The organism is Phycicoccus endophyticus (assembly GCF_011326735.1).
GTDB lineage: Bacteria > Actinomycetota > Actinomycetes > Actinomycetales > Dermatophilaceae > Phycicoccus > Phycicoccus endophyticus.
In genome coordinates, this window is sequence record NZ_JAANCN010000007.1 from 53,810 (window position 1) to 73,380 (window position 19,571).

Below are 19,571 nucleotides of genomic sequence, written 5' to 3' on the forward strand. Positions count from 1 at the left end.
CTGCGGTCCGCGGTCATGGGCGTCACTGTAGGGCGCCTCCCGGGGCCCCGGTGACGCCTGCCGTTCGGGCTACCCGGTGGTACAGGGTTGAATCGTCCCCATGCCCGCCGCGCCCTCGATCGCCAACAGCGTCACCGTCCGCCTCGTCCTGCCCGCCCGCCCGACCGCGGTCAGCGAGATGATGAGCCTCATCGAGCGGGCCGGCGGGGTGGTCACCGGCCTCGACGTCACCGGCTCCGCGCAGGCCCGGATGCGCGTCGACCTCACGATGCTCACGCGCGACCCCGAGCACGCCGAGGCCATCGTCGAGACGATGCGCACGGTCGAGGGGGCCGAGATCGGCAAGGTCTCCGACCGCACCTTCCTCATGCACCTCGGGGGCAAGCTCAGCGTCGAGTCCAAGGTGCCGATCCGCACCCGCGACGACCTCTCCCTCGTCTACACCCCGGGCGTGGCCCGGGTGTGCACGGCCATCGCGGACAACCCCGAGGACGCGCGCCGCCTGACGATCAAGCGCAACACCGTCGCGGTCGTCACCGACGGCACCGCGGTGCTCGGGCTCGGGGACATCGGCCCGCTCGCGGCGCTGCCGGTCATGGAGGGCAAGGCGGCCCTCTTCAAGCGCTTCGCGGACATCGACGCCTTCCCCCTCTGCCTGGACACGACCGACGTCGAGGAGATCATCCGCACCGTCAAGGCGATCGCGCCGGGGTTCGCCGGGATCAACCTCGAGGACATCTCCGCTCCCCGGTGCTTCGAGGTCGAGGCCCGGCTGCGCGAGGAGCTGGACATCCCCGTCTTCCACGACGACCAGCACGGGACGGCCATCGTCGCCCTCGCCGCGCTGCGGAACGCGCTGCGCGTCGTCGGCAAGCGGCTCGAGGAGGTGCGGCTCGTCATGAGCGGAGCCGGGGCGGCCGGCACCGCCATCCTCAAGCTGCTCCTGCACGCCGGCGCGCGACACGTCGTCGTCGCCGACATCGACGGCGTGGTCCACCGGGGCCGCGCCGACGTCCTCTCCGGCGAGCACCCGAACCACGCCTGGATCGCCGAGCACACCAACCCCGACAACGTCAGCGGCACGCTCTCACGCGCCGTCCGCGGCGCGGACGTCTTCCTCGGCGTCTCGGCACCGAACATCCTCACCGAGGAGGACGTCGCCTCGATGGCCCCGGGGGCGGTCGTCTTCGCGATGGCCAACCCGGTGCCCGAGATCGACCCCGAGATCGCGGCCCGGCACGCCGAGGTCGTCGCCACCGGGCGCTCGGACTTCGCCAACCAGATCAACAACGTGCTCGTCTTCCCCGGCGTCTTCCGTGGGCTCATCGACGCCGCGAGCCGGCACGTGACGATGGACGTGCTGCTCGCCGCGGCCGACGCGCTCGCCGACGTCGTCACCGACGAGGAGCGCAACGCGACGTACATCGTGCCCAGCGTCTTCCACCCCGACGTCACGACGGTCGTCGCCGACGCGGTGCGGCGGGCCGTCGCGGGGACCGAGCACCACCCCGGGGCCGACGACGCATGAGTGAGGAGGCCGGCGGCCGCGCCGCCCCGCGGGCCTTCGCCGTGCTCGCGGTGGCCGCGCTCGCCCTCCAGCTCGCCGTGGTCTACGCGCCGACGGTGCCCGGGCCGCCCGCTCCGCCCGGGGTCGACAAGCTCGTGCACGCCGGCGTCTTCCTCCTGCCCGTCCTGCTCGGGGCCCTCGCCGGTGGCCGGCTGCGCTGGCTCGTCGCCGGGTTCACGGCCCATGCCCTCCTCAGCGAGGTGGTGCAGGCGAGCGTGCTCGCCCACCGCGACGGTGACGCCCTCGACGCGCTCGCCGACCTCGCGGGTGTCGCCCTCGGGGTGCTGCTCGCGAGGCTGGTCGGCCGGCGCTGGCCGTCCGGAGCAGGCCCCGTGCGCTGGTAGGCTGGGTCCTCCACCGTGGTGGCCGGGCGCTCGGCAGCGCCCTCCGCTCGCACCGCGCGAGCCGTGGCCAGTCCCACCCGGTGCCCGCCGGTGACACCCCCGTCGAACCGGCCGCCAGGGCCACTGCCGGCCCGGAGACCCGTTGTCCCTGCTGTTTCGCCACCGGCCGACGACGTGTCTGTCAGACGCCATCACGACCGAGACACAGGTGAGTACCACCATGCCGAAGAAGGCATCCGGGCCGAAGGCCCGTTGGAGCGCTGCCCGCAAGGCCCAGGCCCGCAAGGCGACCAAGAAGCCGCACCGCGGCCAGGGAGCCCCCGCCGGCTCGACGCCGCGCAGCGAGCGCCCCGCGCGCAGCGAGCGCCCCGCGCGCAGTGAGCGCCCGGCGCGCAGCGAGGAGCCCCGACGCGAGGACGGGCGGACCCGTCAGCCGCGTCGCCCGCACGACGAGCGGCCCCGTCGCGAGCGCGGTGAGCGGCCCCGCCGGGAGCAGGAGCCCCGGGTGGCCGACCCCGCCCGCCGGGACCGCCACGAGGGGCGCCGGGCCGAGCGCACGACGCGCCCGGAGTCGCCCGAGACCGAGCGGGCCCAGGCCGACACCTGGACCACCTACCGCTCCACCGCGGCGGGCGGGCCGCGCGAGGTGACTGCCGACAACGGCTTCGCCGCCCTCGGGCTGCCCGCGCGGGTCGTCGAGCGGCTCGCCCGCGACGGCATCACCGACCCCTTCCCCATCCAGGCCGCGACGATCCCCGACGCCCTCGCCGGGCGCGACGTCCTCGGCCGCGGCCGGACCGGCTCGGGCAAGACCCTGGCCTTCGGCCTGCCGACGATCGCCCGGCTGGCCGAGGGCGGCGCCCCGCAGCCTCGGCGCCCGCGGGCACTCGTCCTCGTCCCGACCCGTGAGCTCGCGATGCAGGTGAGCGACGCGCTCGAGCCCTTCGTCCACGTCGCCGGGCTGCGCCACCGCCTCGTCGCGGGCGGGCTCTCCTACGAGGGGCAGATCTCCGCGCTCCGCCGCGGCGTGCACCTGCTCATCGCGACGCCCGGGCGGCTCGTGGACCTCATGGACCGCGGCGCCGTCGAGCTCGGCGGGGTCGAGGTCGCGATCCTCGACGAGGCGGACCACATGGCCGACATGGGCTTCGTCCCCGAGGTCACCGCGATCCTCGACGCGGTGCCCGAGGGCGGGCAGCGGCTGCTCTTCTCGGCCACGCTCGACCGTGGCGTCGACACCCTCGTGCAGCGCTACCTCGTCGACCCCGTCACGCACTCCACCGACGAGGCCCAGGCGGCCGTGACGACGATGAGCCACCATGTGCTGCTCATCGACCCGCAGGACAAGAAGGCCCTGACCGCCGAGCTCGCCGGGCGGGCCGGGCGCACCGTCGTCTTCGCCCGCACCCAGCTCGGTGCCGAGCGGATCGCCCGCGAGCTGCGCGAGCGGGGCGTCCTCGCCGCCGCGCTGCACGGCGGGCTCTCCCAGGGCGTGCGCAACCGGGTGCTCGGGGCCTTCCGCGAGGGTCGGCTGCCGGTGCTCGTCGCGACCGACGTCGCCGCCCGCGGCATCCACGTCGACGACATCGGCCTCGTCGTCCAGGTGGACCCGCCCAAGGACCACAAGGACTACCTGCACCGGGCCGGCCGTACGGCGCGGGCGGGCGAGCAGGGCGCGGTCGTCATGCTCGCGCTGCCGCACCAGCGCCGGATGGTGACCCGGATCATCGAGGGGGCCGGTGCGCAGGCGCAGACCGCCAAGGTCGCACCGGGCGACCCGACGCTCGCCGCCCTCGGTGCCGTCGCCCCGAGCGGTGTCCCCGTGCCCGAGGACGTCTGGCGGCCCCTGCTCGAGGCCCCCCGGCGCGGCGGCCGCCGCGGTGGGCCGCCACGGCGCGGAGGGCGCTCCGGCGGGCGCTCCGAGCGCGGCCGTGGCGCCCCCGCGAGCCACCGGCGCTCCTCGGGCCGTGGGGGCACAATGGCGTAGGTGAGCGCGACCTCCACGACCGGGCGCCTCCTCGTCGCGACACCGCAGATCGAGGAGGGCGTCTTCCGGCGGGGGGTCGTCCTCGTCCTGCACCACGGTGAGGACGGGGCCCAGGGTCTCGTCCTCAACCGTCCGATCGAGGCCGGCATCGAGGCCGTCCTGCCCGGCTGGGAGCAGCACGCCAGCCGGCCGGCCACGATGTTCCAGGGCGGCCCGGTCCAGCTGGACTCCGCGCTCGGTCTCGTCGCGGTCCCCGGTGACGCGCCCGAGCCCGCCGGCGTCCGCCGGCTCTTCGGCTCGGTCGCGCTCGTCGACCTCGACACCCCACCCGGGTCGGTCGCGCAGGCCCTCGCCGGCCTGCGGATCTTCGCCGGCTACGCGGGCTGGTCGCCGGGCCAGCTCGAGGAGGAGCTCGCGACCGGCTCCTGGTTCGTCGTCGACGGGGAGAGCGCCGACGCCTTCACCGACCACCCCGAGGACCTCTGGCAGCGGGTGCTGCGTCGCCAGCCCGAGCCGCTGCGCTGGATGGCGTGGTACCCGCCGGACCCGGCGCTGAACTGAGCCCCGGCGTACCCTGAGGCGATGAGCGAGACGACGCCGCGGCCCAGCGACCCGGACGCCCCCGACGGCGACCCGGGCGGCCCGCAGACCCAGACCGCCGTCCTCGAGCGCACCGAGACCACCCCCGAGGTCGCGGAGCCGGGTGACCACGAGCGCTTCGCCCACTACGTGCGCAAGGAGAAGATCCTCGAGAGCGCGCTCTCCGGCGAGCCGGTGACCGCCCTGTGCGGCAAGGTCTGGGTCCCGGGGCGGGACCCGCAGCGCTTCCCGGTGTGCCCGACGTGCAAGGAGATCTACGACGGGCTGCGCCCCCCGGAGGACGGCGGGGAGTAGCCGGACGGCCGCTCGAGGCAGAGCCGACCGGCCTCGGCGAGTCGCCCGTCGGCCGGTCCGGGTGCGGCGGTTAGGGTGGCGCTCGCCCATGAGTACCTCAGCCGCCGGACACCTCCCCCCCGCCTACCCCGAGCGTGCCGCGTGGGGGACCGCGGCGAAGCTGCGCGCCTGGCAGGAGGAGGCGCTGGCCGCCTACCTGCGCGAGGACGTCCGTGACTTCCTCGCCGTCGCCACCCCCGGCGCCGGGAAGACCACCTACGCGCTGCGGATCGCGACCGAGCTGCTCGACCGGGGGGTGGTCGGTGCGGTGACCGTCGTCGCGCCGACCGAGCACCTGAAGACCCAGTGGGCCGACGCGGCCGGGCGGGTCGGCATCCAGCTCAACCCGGCGTTCGCCAACACCGCCGGCGTGCAGTCCAGCGAGTACGACGGCGTGGCCCTGACCTACGCCCAGGTCGCGGCCAACCCCGCGTTGCACCGCCGGCGCACCGAGGCCACCGCGACCCTCGTCATCCTCGACGAGATCCACCACGGCGGCGACGCGCGCTCGTGGGGCGACGGCATCCGCGAGGCATTCACGCCCGCGGCCCGCCGGCTCTCCCTCACCGGGACCCCGTTCCGCTCGGACACCAACCCCATCCCGTTCGTCCGGTACGCGATGGGAGAGGACGGCATCCTGCGCTCGGCGGCCGACTACACCTACGGGTACGCGGCCGCCCTGCGCGACGGCGTGGTCCGCCCGGTGCTCTTCCTCGCCTACGGCGGCGCGATGCGATGGCGCACCAAGGCCGGTGACGAGGTCGCGGCACGGCTCGGCGAGCCGCTGACCAAGGACCAGACGGCGCACGCCTGGCGCACGGCGCTCGACCCGAAGGGGGAGTGGGTCCCCGCGGTGCTCGCGGCCGCCGACAAGCGGCTCACCGAGGTGCGCCGCCACGTCCCGGACGCCGGCGGGCTCGTCATCGCCTCGAACCAGACCGCCGCCCGGGCGTACGCGAGGATCCTCGAGCGGGTCACCGGCGAGCCCGCCACCGTCGTGCTGTCCGACGACGCCGGCGCGAGCGCGCGGATCGAGCAGTTCGCCGCCGACGAGTCCCGGTGGATGGTCGCGGTGCGGATGGTCTCCGAGGGCGTCGACGTCCCCCGCCTCGCCGTGGGCGTCTACGCGACCTCCACCTCGACCCCGCTGTTCTTCGCGCAGGCCGTCGGTCGGTTCGTGCGCGCCCGTCGGCGCGGCGAGACCGCGTCGGTCTTCCTGCCCTCGGTGCCGGTCGTCCTCCAGCTCGCAGCGACGATGGAGGAGGAGCGCGACCACGCCCTCGACCGGCCGCGCAGCGACGAGGACGAGGCCTCGCTGTGGGCCGAGGAGGAGGGCCTTGTCGCCGCGGCGAACCGGTCCGAGCCGGCCGCGGCCTTCGAGGACGAGTCCCGGTTCGAGGCGCTCGAGTCCGACGCGCACTTCGACCACGTCCTCTTCGACGCCCAGCAGTACGGTCTGCACGCGGCGGCCGGCTCGCCCGAGGAGCAGGACTACCTCGGCCTGCCGGGGCTGCTCGAGCCCGACCAGGTCGCCATGCTCCTGCACGAGCGGCAGACCAAGCAGGCGACCGCCGCCCGCCCCGCCCGCGCGGCGGCACCCGCGCCCCCGGCGCAGCACCGCGCCCTCGCCGCGCAGCGCAAGGAGCTCAACAAGCTCGTCGCCGCCTACTCCGCCAAGACGGGTGCGCCGCACGCCACCGTCCACCTCGACCTGCGTCGTGCGTGTGGCGGCCCGGAGCTCGCGGCCGCGACGAGCGAGCAGGTGACCGAGCGCATCGCGCGGATCCGGCGCTGGTTCGTCGGCCGCCGCTGAGGGCGCTGGACACCACCCTGGGCGCTCGGGCCCTCCGCCACGGCCTCACCCGTCCTCGCCGGCGGCGGCCTCGACGAGCGGCCCGGTGCGGTGCGGCAGGTGCGTGACGAGGCAGATCGCCGTGTTGGCGCGCAGCACGTGGACGTCGTCGATGATCTCGTCGATGACCCGCCCGAGGTCCGCGTTGTCCCGGGCGGCCACGCGCACGAGCAGGTCCCCGGCGCCGGTGATGGAGTGGATCTCGAGCACCTGCGGGATCGCCGAGAGATGGGCGACGACCGGCCCGTGCCCCTGGCGCTGACGGATCTCGAGCGTGCAGTAGGCGCTCACCGGGTACCCGAGAGCCCGCGGCTCGACCCGGGGGGCGAAGGAGGCGATGACGCCGCGCTCCTGGAGCCGGTCGATCCGCGCCTGCACGGTGCCGCGGGCCACCCCCAGGCGGCGCGAGGCGCCGAGGACCCCGACGTGCGGGTCCTCGGTGAACAGCGCGATGATCCGGGCGTCGAGGGCGTCCACACCGTCGGGTCGAGGCATGGTCACATCGTCCAGTGCAGTGGGGCCTCCTGGCAACACCGTGCGCACCGTGCCCAGGTCGAGGTGGTGCGGTTGCACACCGTGCTCCGCGTCCGGACAGTGACGGGATGACTGACACGACGACGACGTCCGCCGGCCGTGACCTCACCGCGAGCGAGCGTGAGGCCGACCTCGACCTCGACCAGCTCAAGCAGCTCGTCGGGCTCGTCGAGTACGACGAGAGCCGCGACCCCTTCCCGGTCACCGGCTGGGACGCCATCGTCTTCGTCGTCGGCAACGCCACCCAGGCCGCGCACTACTACCAGAGCGCGTGGGGGATGGAGCTGGTCGCCTACGCCGGCCCCGAGAACGGCACCGCCGACCACAAGTCCTACGTGCTCAGGTCGGGCTCGATCCGCTTCGTCCTCCAGGGGGCGGTCACCCCGGACAGCCCGCTCGTCGGCCACCACGCCCGGCACGGGGACGGGGTTGTCGACATCGCCCTCGAGGTGCCCGACGTCGAGGTGTGCGTCGCCCAGGCGCGGCGCGCCGGTGCCACGGTCCTCCAGGAGCCGCAGGAGCTCACCGACGAGCACGGCACCGTCCGGGTCGCGGCGATCGCCACGTACGGCGAGACCCGTCACAGCCTCGTCCAGCGGGTCGTCGACGGCGTGCGCTACGCAGGCCCGTACCTGCCCGGCCACCTGCCGGCGCAGTCCACGTTCGTCAAGCGCGAGGGGGCCCCCAAGCGCCTCTTCCAGGCTCTCGACCACATCGTCGGCAACGTCGAGCTCGGGAAGATGGACGAGTGGGTCTCCTTCTACCACCGCGTCATGGGCTTCGTGAACATGGCCGAGTTCATCGGCGACGACATCGCGACCGACTACTCGGCGCTGATGTCCAAGGTGGTGGCCAACGGCAACCACCGGGTGAAGTTCCCCCTCAACGAGCCGGCGGTGGCTCGCAAGAAGAGCCAGATCGACGAGTACCTCGAGTTCTACGGCGGCCCCGGTGCCCAGCACCTCGCGCTCGCGACCGGTGACATCCTGCGCACCGTCGACGAGCTGCGCCGCGAGGGCGTGGAGTTCCTCGACACCCCGGACGCCTACTACGAGGACCCCGAGCTGCGGGCCCGCATCGGCGAGGTCCGCGTCCCCATCGAGGAGCTGCAGCGGCGCGGCATCCTCGTCGACCGCGACGAGGACGGCTACCTCCTGCAGATCTTCACCAAGCCGCTCGGGGACCGGCCGACGGTCTTCTTCGAGATCATCGAGCGGCACGGGTCGCTCGGGTTCGGCAAGGGCAACTTCAAGGCGCTCTTCGAGTCCATCGAGCGCGAGCAGGAGCGGCGCGGCAACCTCTGAGGTGCTCTCGCCGCCCGGATCGGTCACCGGGCCGCGGCCACGGCGTGCGAGGCTGGGGACATGAGCGAGCCGACCGCCCCGGGCTGGTACACCGACCCCGAGGACGCCGACCAGCTGAGGTACTTCGACGGTGTCGTGTGGACCCAGCACGTCACCCCCCGCAACCCGCCGCCCCCGCCGGTCACCTCGCAGCCGCCCCCGGCGGCACCGGGCGGGCCGGCCGGCGGGCCCGGCTCGGCCGGCGGCTGGGGCGCGCCCCCCGCCTACGGCCCCGCCTCCGTCGCGGGGGAGCGGCTGCCCGACGGCGACGTGCTCGCCGAGTGGTGGCGCCGGCTGCTCGCGCGCGTCGTCGACGCCGTGCTGAAGAGCATCGTGGCGGGCCTGCTCTCGCTGCCCTTCCTCGGCGATCTCTCCGCCGCCGTCGAGGACCTGCTCTCCCAGGCCGTCGCCGGCGACGCCAACCCCGACCTCACCGCCCTGCAGAGCGCGCTCACCGAGGCGACTCTGCCGGTCACGCTCATCGGGCTGGCCGTCAACCTCGTCTACGAGGTCGGCTTCCTCACCTGGCGGGCCGCCACGCCGGGGAAGATGCTGCTCGGCACCCGCGTGCGCCCCGCGGACGGGCCGGGCCCCGTGAGCGGCGGCGTCGCCGTCCGCCGGCAGCTCGTCGAGATCGCCACCCAGGTGCTGGGGCTCGTCCCCCTGCTCGGCCTGCCGGCCTTCGTGCTCACCGTCCTCGACCCCGCCTGGCTGCTCTGGGACCCGCGGCGCCAGACACTGCACGACAAGGTGGCCGGCACCGTCGTCGTGCTGCGCCGGTGAGCGAGGACCTGCCGGCCGGGATGCCGCCGGAGGTCGCCGAGCTCGCCGGCCGGCTGTTCGACCTGGCACGCCGCGGGTCGTCCTGGCTGCTCGACTACGTCGACGCCGGCGCGCCGATCGACCTGGCGAACGGCTCGGGCGACACCCTCGTCATGCTCGCCGCCTACCACGGACACGACGGCCTCGTCCGCGGCCTGCTCGCGCGCGGCGCCGACCCCGACCGCCCCAACCTGCGTGGGCAGACCCCGCTCGCCGGTGCGGTGTTCAAGGGGGAGCGCGCGGTCGCCGAGGCCCTGCTCGCCGGGGGCGCCGACCCGGACGCCGGGGTCCCGACCGCGCGGGAGGCGGCCGCGATGTTCGGCTCCGAGCTCGCCGCGCTGCTGCCGCCGCGGGCTCCCTGAGGCGGGTCGCCCCCGGTCCGCCTCAGCGCGCCGGGCGGACCGTCCCCGTGCAGGCCCCGAAGCCGATGACCGCCCCGTCCGGCCCGGGAGCCGTGGCCCGCAGCGTCACGGTGTCGCCGTCCTCGAGGAAGGTGCGGGTGCTGCCGTCGGCGAGGGTCAGGGGCTCCTGCCCGCTCCACGTCAGCTCGAGCAGGCTGCCCCGGCTGCCCGGGTCCGGGCCGCTGACCGTCCCGGAGCCGAACAGGTCACCCGGGCGCAGGCTCGCGCCGTTGACGGTGAGGTGGGTGAGCATCTGCACCGGCGACCAGTACATGTCGCGGTACTCGGGCCGGGAGACGACGGTGCCGTTGCACTCCACCTCGAGGTGGACCTCGAGCCCGTAGGCGGCCTCGCCGCGCAGGTAGGGCAGGGGTGCGGGGTGCTGGCGGGGGAGGGGCACGCGGGCGGCGCGCAGCGCGTCGGTCGTGACCACCCAGGGGCTGATGCTCGTCGCGAACGACTTGCCGAGGAAGGGGCCGAGCGGCACGTACTCCCAGGCCTGGAGGTCGCGGGCGGACCAGTCGTTGAGCAGGACCGTCCCGAAGAGGTGGTCGTCGGCCTCGGCGAGGTCGACCCGCCGGCCGAGCTCGGTCCCTCCGCCGACGACGAAGCCCAGCTCGGCCTCGAGGTCCAGGCGCGTGCTCGGGCCGAGGGTGGGCGCGGTCTCGGTCGGTGCCCGGCGCTGGCCGACCGGCCGCACGACGTCGGTCCCGGAGACGACGACGGTGCCGGCGCGTCCGTGGTAGCCGACGGGCAGGTGCCGCCAGCTCGGCGGCAGCGGCTCGCCGTCGGGCCGGAAGATGCGCCCGACGTTGCTCGCGTGGTGCTCGCTGGCGTAGAAGTCGACGTAGTCGGCGACGGAGAACGGCAGGTGCATCGCCACCTGCTCGAGCGGGACGAGGTACGGCTCGACGGCGTCCCGGTGGGCCGCTGACGTCAGCTGCTCGAGGAGCCACTCGCGGGCGGCGGTCCAGGCGCGGGCGCCCTCGGCGAGGAACGCGTCGAGGCTGCCCGCGCGCCACACCGCCGCGGACTCCATCCCGGCGCGCTCGGCGCAGGCGGCGAGGTCGAGGACGTGCTCGCCCACCCGCACCCCGACGCGGCGCGGGCCGCCCCCGGTCGAGAAGACGCCGTAGGGCAGGTTGTCGACCCCGAAGGGGTGCTCGGCGGGGAGGCCCAGCCAGCTCATCGGCGCCTCCTCGTCGACATGCTCGCAACCTACCGCGCGGTGTCGTCGGTCGCCGCGACCGGTGCCGGCAGGACGTCGAGGGCGTGCACTTCTCGGCAGGGGGCGCTGTCGGTGGTCGCGGCTAGGTTCGGTTCATGGACGGGAGTGCGGCGACAGCCACCGAACGGCCGCCGGCCGGGGCGGGCGTGGCCCGCGTGCGCCGCTCGCTCGCCGCGGTCGACCTCGCCGCGCTCACCGACCGCGAGCGTCTCGAGCTCGTCACCGAGCTGGAGCGGCTGAAGGGGGCCGCCTGCGCCCTCCAGGCGCGGGCCGTGGAGGAGGTGCGGGCCTCCCAGACGCGCGACGGGTCGCAGGGCGCCCGGCGCGGCCTCCGGTCGCAGGACGCCCGGCGCAGCCTCGGCTCGCAGGTCGCCCTGGCACGGCGGGAGTCGCCGGTGCTCGGCGACCGGTTCGTCGGGCTGTCGCACGTTCTCGTGCACGAGATGCCGGCCACCATGCGGGCCCTCGAGCAGGGGCTCGTCGGGGAGCGCCACGTCCTCGAGGTCGTCCGCGAGACGGCGACCCTCTCTCGCGAGCACCGCGCCGTCGTCGACGAGCGCGTCGCACCCCTGCTGCCCCGGCTCGGCTGGCGCTCCGCCGGGCGTGCCGCGCAGCGCGTCGCGGCCGAGCTCGACGCCGCCGGCGTCGTGCGCCGGATGGAGCGGGCCGTCGCCTCCCGGCGGGTCACGGTCCGCCCGGCTCCCGACGGCATGGCCTACCTCACCGTGCTCGGCCCCCTGCGCGACGTGGTCGGCGCCCAGGCCGCGCTGCAGGTCCACGCCCGGGCCGTCGCGGGCGGCCGGTGCGCCGACGAGGCCGCCGACGGGCGGGCCGCGGGTGCGGTCGCTGCCGACACCGCGCTACGGCTGCTCTCCGGGCGGGCGCGCGGCACCGTGACGCCTGTGGAGGTCCAGCTCGTGATGACCGACCGAGCCCTCCTCGGCACGGGCGACCCGCTGCGCTCGCCGATGGAACCCGGCCGCGTGCCCGGCCACGGCCCCGTCCCGGCCCCGGTGGGCCGGGCCTGGGTCCGTGCCGCCGGTGCCGGTGCGGTCTGGGTCCGGCGGCTCTACACCGCCCCCGGCGGGCGCGACCTCGTCGCGATGGACTCCCGCCGCCGGGGGTTCTCCGGCCTCCTGCGCCGTCTGCTCGTGCTGCGTGACGATGTCTGCTCGACCCCGTGGTGCGACGCGGCCATCGTCCACGCCGACCACACCCACCCTGTCCGTGCCGGAGGGCCCACCAGCCTGGCCAACGGCGCCGGGCGCTGTGCCCGGTGCAACCAGGTCAAGGAGGCACCGGGGTGGCGGGTCCACGTGGTCCGCGGCTCCCCGCTCGAGCTCGAGCTCGTCGACCCGACCGGGCGCCGCCACCGCTCCCAGGCACCACCCCTGCTCGGCTGGGGCAGCGACCCACCCCCGGGCACCTCGGCCCTGGAGAGCCACCTGGCCGCCCTGCTCGACGCCGCCTGAGCCGCGTCCTAGGGTGGGCCGAGCAGGTCCGAACGGCCGACCACGACGAGGTGGAGCAGCACGGTGGCGTACTACCAGGCGATGGGGTCCATCCCCCCGAAGCGGCACACCCAGCACCGCAGGCCGGGCCGGCGCGGCCGCCCCGGCGCGCTGTACTCCGAGGAGCTCATGGGGGAGGAGGGGTTCAGCTCCGACTCCAGCCTCCTCTACCACCGGGCCATCCCCTCGGCCACCGTCGGCGCCCGGGAGTGGGCCGTCGGCGACCTCTCGACCACCCCCAACCACCCGCTGCGGCCGCGCCACCTGCGCCTGCACGACCTCTTCTCCGCCAAGGACGTCGCGGCCACCGACGTCGTCACCGGGCGACGCCTCGTCCTCGGCAACGGCGACGTCCGCCTCTCCTACGTCGTCGCCGGAGCGCCGAGCCCCTGGTACCGCAACGCCGTCGGCGACGAGTGTGTCTACGTCGAGCGGGGCGCGGCCCGGGTGGAGACGGTCTTCGGCGCCTTCGACGTCGCCGAGGGCGACTTCCTCGTCCTGCCCCGCGCGACCACCCACCGCTGGCTGCCGCGGCGCTCGCGCCGGGAGCCGCTGCGCGCGTACTGCATCGAGGCCGCCGGCCACATCGCGCCGCCGAGGCGCTATCTCAGCCGCTACGGCCAGCTCCTCGAGCACGCCCCCTACTGCGAGCGGGACCTGCGCCCGCCGCAGGGCCCGCTGCTCGCCGAGGACGTCGGCGCGCAGGAGGGCGACGCCACGGAGGTCTACGTCAAGCACCGCGGCTCCGGTCCCGGCGGCATCGTCGGCACGGTCCACGAGCTGCCCTTCCACCCGCTCGACGTCGTCGGCTGGGACGGCTGCCTCTACCCGTACGCCTTCAACGTGCGGGACTTCGAGCCGATCACCGGGCGGGTCCACCAGCCGCCGCCGGTCCACCAGGTCTTCGAGGGCCCGGCGTTCGTCGTCTGCGCGTTCGTCCCCCGCAAGGTCGACTACCACCCGCTCGCCATCCCCGTGCCGTACTACCACTCCAACGTCGACAGCGACGAGATCATGTTCTACGTCGACGGCGACTACGAGGCGCGCAAGGGGTCGGGCATCGGCAAGGGCTCGGTCACCGTGCACCCCGGCGGGCATGCCCACGGGCCCCAGCCCGGTGCGGCCGAGGCCTCGATCGGGGTGGAGTTCTTCGACGAGCTGGCCGTCATGGTCGACACCTTCCGCCCGCTCGAGCTCGGCGAGGGCGGGCGAACCGTCGACGACGGGGAGTACGCGCGCTCCTGGGGCCGCGGGCGCTCCTGACCCGCGGGCGCGCCCGAGCCGACGGCGGCTCCTATCCTGGGGCCGTGTCGCTCGCGCCCGTGACCGAGGAGGTCCTTCGCCCCGCGGAGGACGTGGCCCCCGACGTGCCGTGGGTGACCATCGTGTGGAACGACCCGGTCAACCTCATGTCGTACGTGACGTTCGTCCTCCAGCAGCACTTCGGCTACGCCCGCGAGAAGGCCGAGGAGCTGATGATCAAGGTGCACACCGAGGGCCGGGCGGTCGTCGCGACCGGCCGCCGCGAGGCGATGGAGGCCGACACCGAGGCCCTCCACGGCTGGGGGCTGTGGGCGACCTTCCAGAAGGACGCGTGATGGCCCAGGGGTTCCGTCGCAGCGGGCGGGGCGGGCAGCGGCGCTTCGTCGCCACCCTGGACGCCCAGGAGCGTTCGGTGGTCGCCTCGCTCATGGCGCAGGTCCGAGACCTCCTCGAGCCGCCGCAGGGCCCGGGGACGGGGGACGCGGCCTTCGACGACCTCGTCGCGGGCCTGACCCTCGCCGAGGGTGGCGAGGGTCAGGAGGCGGCGTCCCTGGAGGCGGGTGAGCGCGACCCCGCGCTGGACCGGCTGCTCCCGGCCGCCCACCGGGAGGACGAGGGGGCCGCCGCCGAGTTCCGCCGGCTCACCGAGGGCGGCCTGCGTCACCGCAAGGGCAGCGCCCTCGCGGCCTCCGCCGCGGTGCTCGGCGACGGGGACCGGGTGGCCCTCGACGAGCCGCAGGCACACGCCTTCCTCACCGCGCTCACCGACGTCCGCCTCGTGCTCGGGGAGCGGCTGGGGCTGCGCGCCGACGAGGACCACGAGCGGCTGGAGGTGGCCGCCGACGCCCTGGGGGCGGACGACCCGCTCGTCCACGCGCTCGCCCTCTACGACTTCCTCACCTGGCTGCAGGAGACCCTCACCGAGGCCCTCCTGCGCTCCTGAGCCCCGGTGTGACGCGCCAGACCGCCCTCCGGGCGAGGGCAGGTCGCCGGACGCACCTACGCTGGGGCGGGTGACCGACTCACCCATCGGGGTCTTCGACTCCGGCTACGGCGGACTGACCGTCATGCGGGCGATCCTCGACCAGCTGCCCCACGAGTCGGTCGCGTACTTCGGCGACACCGCACGGGCTCCCTACGGGCCGCGGCCGATCGCCCAGACCCGCGAGCTCGCCCTGCAGTGCCTCGACCGGCTCGTCGACCACGGGGTGAAGGTGCTCGTCATCGCGTGCAACACGGCGAGCGCCGCGGTGCTCCACGACGCGCGGGAGCGCTACGACGTGCCCGTCGTCGAGGTCATCCGGCCGGCGGTGCGCCGCGCCGCCGCGGCCACGCGCAACGGCCGGGTGGGCGTCATCTCCACCCGGGGCACCCACCAGTCCGGCGCCTACCTCGACGCGTTCGCCGCGGCGCCGCACCTGGACGTCACGAGCACGCCGTGCCCGCGCTTCGTCGAGTTCGTCGAGGCGGGCGTCACCGGCGGCCCGGAGCTCGTCGGGGTCGCCCACGACTACCTCGACCCGCTGCGTGCCCACGACGTCGACACGCTCGTCCTCGGCTGCACCCACTACCCGCTGCTCACCGGGGTCATCTCCTACGTCATGGGCGAGGACGTCACGCTCGTCTCCTCGGCCGAGGAGACCGCCAAGGACGTCTACCGGGTGCTCGCCGACACCGGGCTGCTGCGGCCGGACCACCTGCCGCCACCGGGGCACGGCTTCACCACGACCGGCGACCCCGAGGAGTTCCGCCGGCTCGCGGTGCGCTTCCTCGGGGTGGGCTCCTCCGTCGGCCCGGTCTTCGCCTCCCCGCCGACCGTCGTCCGGGCGGGGATCGCATGAGGCTCACCGTCGTCGGCTGCTCGGGCTCCTTCCCCGGCCCGGACTCCCCGGCGTCCTGCTACCTGCTCGAGGCCGACCACGAGGGGCGCCCGTGGCGGCTCGTGCTCGACCTCGGCAGCGGCTCGCTCGGGCCGCTGCAGCGCCACGTCGACCCCGCCGACCTCGATGCCGTCGTGCTCAGCCACCTCCATCCCGACCACTGCGCCGACCTCCTCGGCCTCTACGTCCTGCGGCGCTACCGGCCCCAGGGCCCGCTGGCGGCAAAGCTGCCGGTCCACGGCCCGGTCGGTACCGCGGCCCGGCTCGCGGTGATGTACCACGGTCTCGAGCCGGGTGGGATGGACGGTGAGTACGCCTTCACGCCGGTCGCCGACGCCGAGCCCTTCACGGTGGGCCCCTTCCGCGTCACGCCGTACGCGGTCCGGCACCCGGTGGAGGCCTACGGCTACCGGGTCGAGGCCGACGGCGCCGTCCTGGCCTTCACCGGTGACACCGACGACTGCCCCAACCTCGACCCCCTTCTCACCGGCGCGGACGTGGCCCTGCTCGACTGCGCGTTCGTCGACGGTCGCGACGACGCCACCCGCGGCATCCACCTCAGCGGCTCGCGGGCCGCGGCCGCGGCGGTGCGGGCCGGCGGGGTGGGCCGGCTGGTGCTGACGCACCTGCCCGCCTGGAACGACCCGCAGACCTGCCGGGCCCAGGCCGCCGCGGTGTGGCCCGGCGAGGTCGAGCTCGCCCGCGGGGGGCTCGTCGTCGACGTCGGTGGCGCCCGCGCCGCCCGCGCCGCCGGCCGTTAGCCTGCTCGGCATGACGCGACACGACGGACGCCCCACCGATCGGCTCCGCGAGGTGCGGCTCACCCGCAACTGGCTCGACCACGCCGAGGGCAGCGTCCTCGTCGAGTTCGGCCGCACCCGGGTGCTGTGCGCGGCCTCCTTCACCGAGGGCGTGCCCCGCTGGCTCAAGGGCCGGGGCACGGGCTGGGTCACCGCCGAGTACGAGATGCTCCCGCGCTCGACGAACACCCGCAGCGACCGCGAGTCCCGCCGCGGCAAGGTCGGGGGACGCACCCACGAGATCAGTCGGCTCGTCGGGCGCAGCCTGCGCGCGGTCATCGACACCGCGGCCCTCGGGGAGAACACCGTCGTCCTCGACTGCGACGTGCTCCAGGCCGACGGCGGTACCCGCACGGCGGCGATCACCGGCGCCTACGTGGCCCTCGCGGACGCCGTCGCCGACGCCCGGGCCCGCGGCCTGCTCGCGGCCGGGGCGAAGCCGCTGACCGGGTCGGTCGCCGCGGTGAGCGTCGGCGTCGTCGCGGGTGAGCCGGTGCTCGACCTGGACTACCCGGAGGACTCCACCGCCGACACCGACATGAACGTCGTGATGACCGGCGACGGCCGGTTCGTCGAGGTGCAGGGCACCGCCGAGGGCGAGCCGTTCGACCGCGAGCTGCTCGGCCGCCTCCTCGACCTCGCGAGCACCGGCTGCGCGCAGCTGACCCGGCTCCAGGGCGCGGCTCTCGAGGCGCCGGCTCGCGAGCGCGTCCGGTGAGCGCCCGCGTCGTCCTGGCGACCCGCAACGAGCACAAGGTCCACGAGCTGCGCCGGATCCTCGCCGACCTCGTCGAGGAGCTCGACCTCGAGGTGGTCGGCGCCGGCGAACTGGCGGAGGCGCCCGAGGTCCCCGAGACCGAGGTGACCTTCCTCGGCAACGCCCGGCTCAAGGCGGTCGCCCTCGCGCGCGCGAGCGGGCTGCCCGCCCTCGCGGACGACTCCGGGCTCGCGGTCGAGGTGCTCGGTGGCTCCCCGGGCGTCTTCTCGGCTCGGTGGTCCGGGTCCCACGCCGGCGTCGGCGCCTCCCGCGCGCAGGTCGACCGGGCCAACCTCGACCTGCTCCTGGAGCAGGTGGCCGACGTCCCCGACGAGCACCGCGCTGCCGCGTTCGTGTGTGCCGCGGTCCTCGCCCTGCCGGACGGGCGCGTCGACGGGGTCCAGGGCCGGGTCGAGGGGAGCCTGGCCCGGGCTCCGCGCGGCGAGCACGGGTTCGGGTACGACCCGGTCTTCGTGCCCACGGGGGACACCCGCACCCTCGCCGAGTACACGGACGAGGAGAAGAACGCGGTCTCGCACCGGGGCAACGCCTTCCGCGCGCTCGCGCCGGTCCTGCGCGAGCGCCTCGGCTGACCGGGACGGGCATCGGCCTCGGGTCCGGCTAGCATGCAGAACCTCCGGCGCAAGTGGCGGAACTGGTAGACGCGCCAGGTTTAGGTCCTGGTGCCTTCGGGCGTGCGGGTTCGAGTCCCGCCTTGCGCACCGGCCGGTGCGCATCCCGACCTCGGGCCGCGCGATAGGTTGACACCGGCACCCACCACCGACAGGAGGCCTTTGTGAGCGACCGGCTCGCCCCCGGCGACACCGCCCCCGACTTCACCCTCCCGGACGACACCGGCGGGGAGGTCACCCTCAGCGACCTGCGCGGGCGCAAGGTCATCGTGTACTTCTACCCCGCGGCGATGACGCCCGGCTGCACGACGCAGGCGTGTGACTTCAGCGAGTCGCTCGACTCCCTCGCCGCCGACGGCTACACCGTGCTCGGCGTCTCACCGGACTCGCCCGAGCGGCTCGCGCGCTTCCGCGAGAAGGAGCACCTGACCCTGACGCTGCTCTCCGACGCCGACCGGGCCGTGATGACCCGGTGGGGGGCCTTCGGGGAGAAGAAGCTCTACGGGAAGACCGTCGAGGGCGTCATCCGCAGTACGGTCGTCCTCGACGAGGAGGGCACCGTGACCCACGCCTGGTACAACGTCAAGGCCACCGGCCACGTCGCCAAGCTGCGGCGCGACCTCGGCCTGGACGGAGGGAAGTGACGATGAGCCAGACCCCGTCCGCCGACACCCTTGAGGCCGAGATCGTCGCCCGCCGCGAGCGGCTGGCGCACACCGTCGACGAGCTCGTCGGCCGGGCCAGGCCCGCCGCGGTCCTGCGCCGGCAGGCCGACGCGGCCAAGGCGCGCTTCGCCGACGTCGCGACGACCCCCGAGGGGCAGCTGCGGGTCGACCGGCTCGCCGCGCTCGCGGCGGTGGTCGCCGTCGTCGGGGGGGTCGTGGCCTACCGCACGCTGCGTCGCCGCTGAGGTGCAAGCCCGGGCCGCCACCTGTGAGCCCGGGGGTGGTGCGCCATCAGGGACTCGAACCCCGAACCCGCTGATTAAGAGTCAGCTGCTCTGCCAATTGAGCTAATGGCGCGCGAGGGCTGACATTATCAGCCGCGTGCCCGCCCCGTGAAATCGGCCGAGGCCCCGCAGGGACCGTCTCAGCCGCGGGCGGAGCGGCGCCGGTGCAGGGCCAGCGCGACTCCCGCCACGAGCAGGAGGAGCACGAGCACGCCGAGCGCGGGAACCAGCCAGCCCGGCTCGCTCGAGGCGCTCGCCGAGGGCGGCTCCGAGGAGGATGACGGCGAGGGCGAGGCGCTCGTGGTGGCCGGCGACGACGTGGGCGAGGAGCTCGGCGTCCCGCTCGGGCGGGCGGGCGCCTCGGTCGTCGTGAAGGACAGCGACCCGGACACCGGGTGGCCGTCGACGCTGACGACGCGGTAGGTAACGGTGTGCTCCCCGGCCGGGAGGTCGGTGACCAGCTGCTGCTCCACCGACGTGCCCTCGACGCGGGGCGCGCCGTCGGTCTCGTCGCCGTCGGGGCCCTCCACCCGGACCTGGAGGAAGCGGTCGTTGACCTCCTCGCTGAAGGTCAGCGTGACCTGCTCGAGCGTCCCGACGCTCGCGCCGTCCTCGGGGTCGGTCGAGACGAGCTGGGCGTGCGCCGGCAGTGCCGCAGCAGGGGCGGCGAACACCGGCAGGGCGGACGCGACGAGCGCCACGGCGACGAGCGCGACCACGACGAGGGTGACCACGGTGGACGTCCGGCGCGAGAACATGGGCCCGATT

22 protein-coding genes and 2 tRNA genes are annotated in these 19,571 nt (G+C 75.1%); 20 read left to right on the top strand and 4 right to left on the bottom strand.

Annotation, left to right across the window (positions count from 1 at the left end):
- Positions 1–100 precede the first annotated feature (100 nt).
- The 6 genes from G8D98_RS09295 (at position 101) to G8D98_RS09320 (ending at position 6,644) form a co-directional block, all read left to right on the top strand.
- Complete coding sequence (locus G8D98_RS09295) at positions 101–1,528, top strand: NAD-dependent malic enzyme (RefSeq protein WP_166102113.1); 1,428 nt, start codon at positions 101–103, stop codon at positions 1,526–1,528.
- Entirely contained in the window at positions 1,525–1,911 is a 387-nt protein-coding gene (locus G8D98_RS09300) for a VanZ family protein (RefSeq protein WP_166102116.1), read from the top strand. Before G8D98_RS09295 ends, G8D98_RS09300 begins: the two co-directional genes overlap by 4 nt.
- A gap of 208 nt (positions 1,912–2,119) precedes the next feature.
- Positions 2,120–3,898 (top strand): DEAD/DEAH box helicase, encoded by a 1,779-nt coding sequence (locus tag G8D98_RS09305; RefSeq protein WP_229661756.1) that lies wholly within the window; start codon positions 2,120–2,122, stop codon positions 3,896–3,898.
- On the top strand, positions 3,899–4,459 hold the full coding sequence (locus G8D98_RS09310) for a YqgE/AlgH family protein (RefSeq protein WP_166102118.1): 561 nt from the start codon (positions 3,899–3,901) through the stop codon (positions 4,457–4,459).
- A 21-nt stretch (positions 4,460–4,480) separates the two neighbouring features.
- On the top strand, positions 4,481–4,792 hold the full coding sequence (locus tag G8D98_RS09315) for a DUF3039 domain-containing protein (protein WP_166102121.1): 312 nt from the start codon (positions 4,481–4,483) through the stop codon (positions 4,790–4,792).
- A gap of 88 nt (positions 4,793–4,880) precedes the next feature.
- On the top strand, positions 4,881–6,644 hold the full coding sequence (locus G8D98_RS09320; RefSeq protein WP_166102123.1) for a DEAD/DEAH box helicase: 1,764 nt from the start codon (positions 4,881–4,883) through the stop codon (positions 6,642–6,644).
- Positions 6,645–6,689: 45 nt separating this feature from the next.
- On the opposite strand, the gene G8D98_RS09325 is transcribed toward G8D98_RS09320, so the two are convergent.
- Positions 6,690–7,178 carry an Lrp/AsnC family transcriptional regulator gene (locus G8D98_RS09325; RefSeq protein WP_166102126.1) on the bottom strand — a complete coding sequence of 163 codons (489 nt, stop codon included), beginning with the start codon at positions 7,176–7,178 and terminating at the stop codon, positions 6,690–6,692.
- A 107-nt stretch (positions 7,179–7,285) separates the two neighbouring features.
- Between G8D98_RS09325 and hppD the strand changes: the two genes are divergently transcribed.
- From hppD to G8D98_RS09340, 3 genes are read left to right on the top strand one after another with little or no spacing between them, the layout of a single operon-like run.
- Positions 7,286–8,521, top strand: a complete 1,236-nt coding sequence (hppD, locus tag G8D98_RS09330; protein WP_166102128.1) for a 4-hydroxyphenylpyruvate dioxygenase — start codon at positions 7,286–7,288, stop codon at positions 8,519–8,521.
- A 60-nt stretch (positions 8,522–8,581) separates the two neighbouring features.
- Positions 8,582–9,343, top strand: coding sequence for an RDD family protein (locus tag G8D98_RS09335; RefSeq protein ID WP_166102131.1), 762 nt, complete (start codon positions 8,582–8,584; stop codon positions 9,341–9,343).
- Positions 9,344–9,363: 20 nt separating this feature from the next.
- Complete coding sequence (locus tag G8D98_RS09340) at positions 9,364–9,744, top strand: ankyrin repeat domain-containing protein (protein ID WP_166102450.1); 381 nt, start codon at positions 9,364–9,366, stop codon at positions 9,742–9,744.
- A gap of 22 nt (positions 9,745–9,766) precedes the next feature.
- Here G8D98_RS09340 and fahA read toward each other — a convergent pair whose 3' ends face one another.
- Positions 9,767–10,972 carry a fumarylacetoacetase gene (fahA, locus tag G8D98_RS09345; RefSeq protein ID WP_166102134.1) on the bottom strand — a complete coding sequence of 402 codons (1,206 nt, stop codon included), beginning with the start codon at positions 10,970–10,972 and terminating at the stop codon, positions 9,767–9,769.
- Positions 10,973–11,106: 134 nt separating this feature from the next.
- On the opposite strand from fahA, the gene G8D98_RS09350 reads away from it, so the two are divergent.
- The 11 genes from G8D98_RS09350 (at position 11,107) to G8D98_RS09400 (ending at position 18,764) form a co-directional block, all read left to right on the top strand.
- Complete coding sequence (locus G8D98_RS09350) at positions 11,107–12,483, top strand: HNH endonuclease (protein ID WP_166102137.1); 1,377 nt, start codon at positions 11,107–11,109, stop codon at positions 12,481–12,483.
- A 63-nt stretch (positions 12,484–12,546) separates the two neighbouring features.
- The gene (locus tag G8D98_RS09355; RefSeq protein WP_166102140.1) at positions 12,547–13,785 is read left to right on the top strand and encodes a homogentisate 1,2-dioxygenase; all 1,239 of its coding nucleotides are present in this window, start codon (positions 12,547–12,549) and stop codon (positions 13,783–13,785) included.
- Positions 13,786–13,829: 44 nt separating this feature from the next.
- Entirely contained in the window at positions 13,830–14,120 is a 291-nt protein-coding gene (clpS, locus tag G8D98_RS09360) for an ATP-dependent Clp protease adapter ClpS (RefSeq protein ID WP_166102142.1), read from the top strand.
- Positions 14,120–14,728: a DUF2017 family protein gene (locus G8D98_RS09365; protein ID WP_166102145.1), complete on the top strand. Its 609-nt coding sequence runs from the start codon at positions 14,120–14,122 to the stop codon at positions 14,726–14,728. The genes clpS and G8D98_RS09365 overlap by 1 nt, the downstream gene beginning before the upstream one ends.
- A gap of 70 nt (positions 14,729–14,798) precedes the next feature.
- Positions 14,799–15,626, top strand: a complete 828-nt coding sequence (murI, locus tag G8D98_RS09370; protein WP_166102147.1) for a glutamate racemase — start codon at positions 14,799–14,801, stop codon at positions 15,624–15,626.
- The gene (locus tag G8D98_RS09375) at positions 15,623–16,426 is read left to right on the top strand and encodes an MBL fold metallo-hydrolase (RefSeq protein WP_166102150.1); all 804 of its coding nucleotides are present in this window, start codon (positions 15,623–15,625) and stop codon (positions 16,424–16,426) included. Before murI ends, G8D98_RS09375 begins: the two co-directional genes overlap by 4 nt.
- A 10-nt stretch (positions 16,427–16,436) precedes the next feature.
- Positions 16,437–17,183, top strand: a complete 747-nt coding sequence (rph, locus tag G8D98_RS09380; protein ID WP_166102153.1) for a ribonuclease PH — start codon at positions 16,437–16,439, stop codon at positions 17,181–17,183.
- Complete coding sequence (gene rdgB / locus G8D98_RS09385; RefSeq protein WP_166102156.1) at positions 17,180–17,815, top strand: RdgB/HAM1 family non-canonical purine NTP pyrophosphatase; 636 nt, start codon at positions 17,180–17,182, stop codon at positions 17,813–17,815. Before rph ends, rdgB begins: the two co-directional genes overlap by 4 nt.
- A gap of 47 nt (positions 17,816–17,862) precedes the next feature.
- A tRNA-Leu gene (locus G8D98_RS09390) sits at positions 17,863–17,944 on the top strand.
- Between the two features lie 74 nt (positions 17,945–18,018).
- Positions 18,019–18,498 (top strand): thioredoxin-dependent thiol peroxidase, encoded by a 480-nt coding sequence (gene bcp, locus G8D98_RS09395; RefSeq protein WP_166102159.1) that lies wholly within the window; start codon positions 18,019–18,021, stop codon positions 18,496–18,498.
- Between the two features lie 2 nt (positions 18,499–18,500).
- Positions 18,501–18,764 (top strand): DUF3618 domain-containing protein, encoded by a 264-nt coding sequence (locus tag G8D98_RS09400; protein WP_166102161.1) that lies wholly within the window; start codon positions 18,501–18,503, stop codon positions 18,762–18,764.
- 36 nt (positions 18,765–18,800) lie between these two features.
- Here G8D98_RS09400 and G8D98_RS09405 read toward each other — a convergent pair.
- Positions 18,801–18,876, bottom strand: a tRNA-Lys gene (locus G8D98_RS09405).
- Between the two features lie 67 nt (positions 18,877–18,943).
- Positions 18,944–19,561 (bottom strand): copper resistance CopC family protein, encoded by a 618-nt coding sequence (locus G8D98_RS09410; protein WP_166102163.1) that lies wholly within the window; start codon positions 19,559–19,561, stop codon positions 18,944–18,946.
- Positions 19,562–19,571 lie beyond the last annotated feature (10 nt).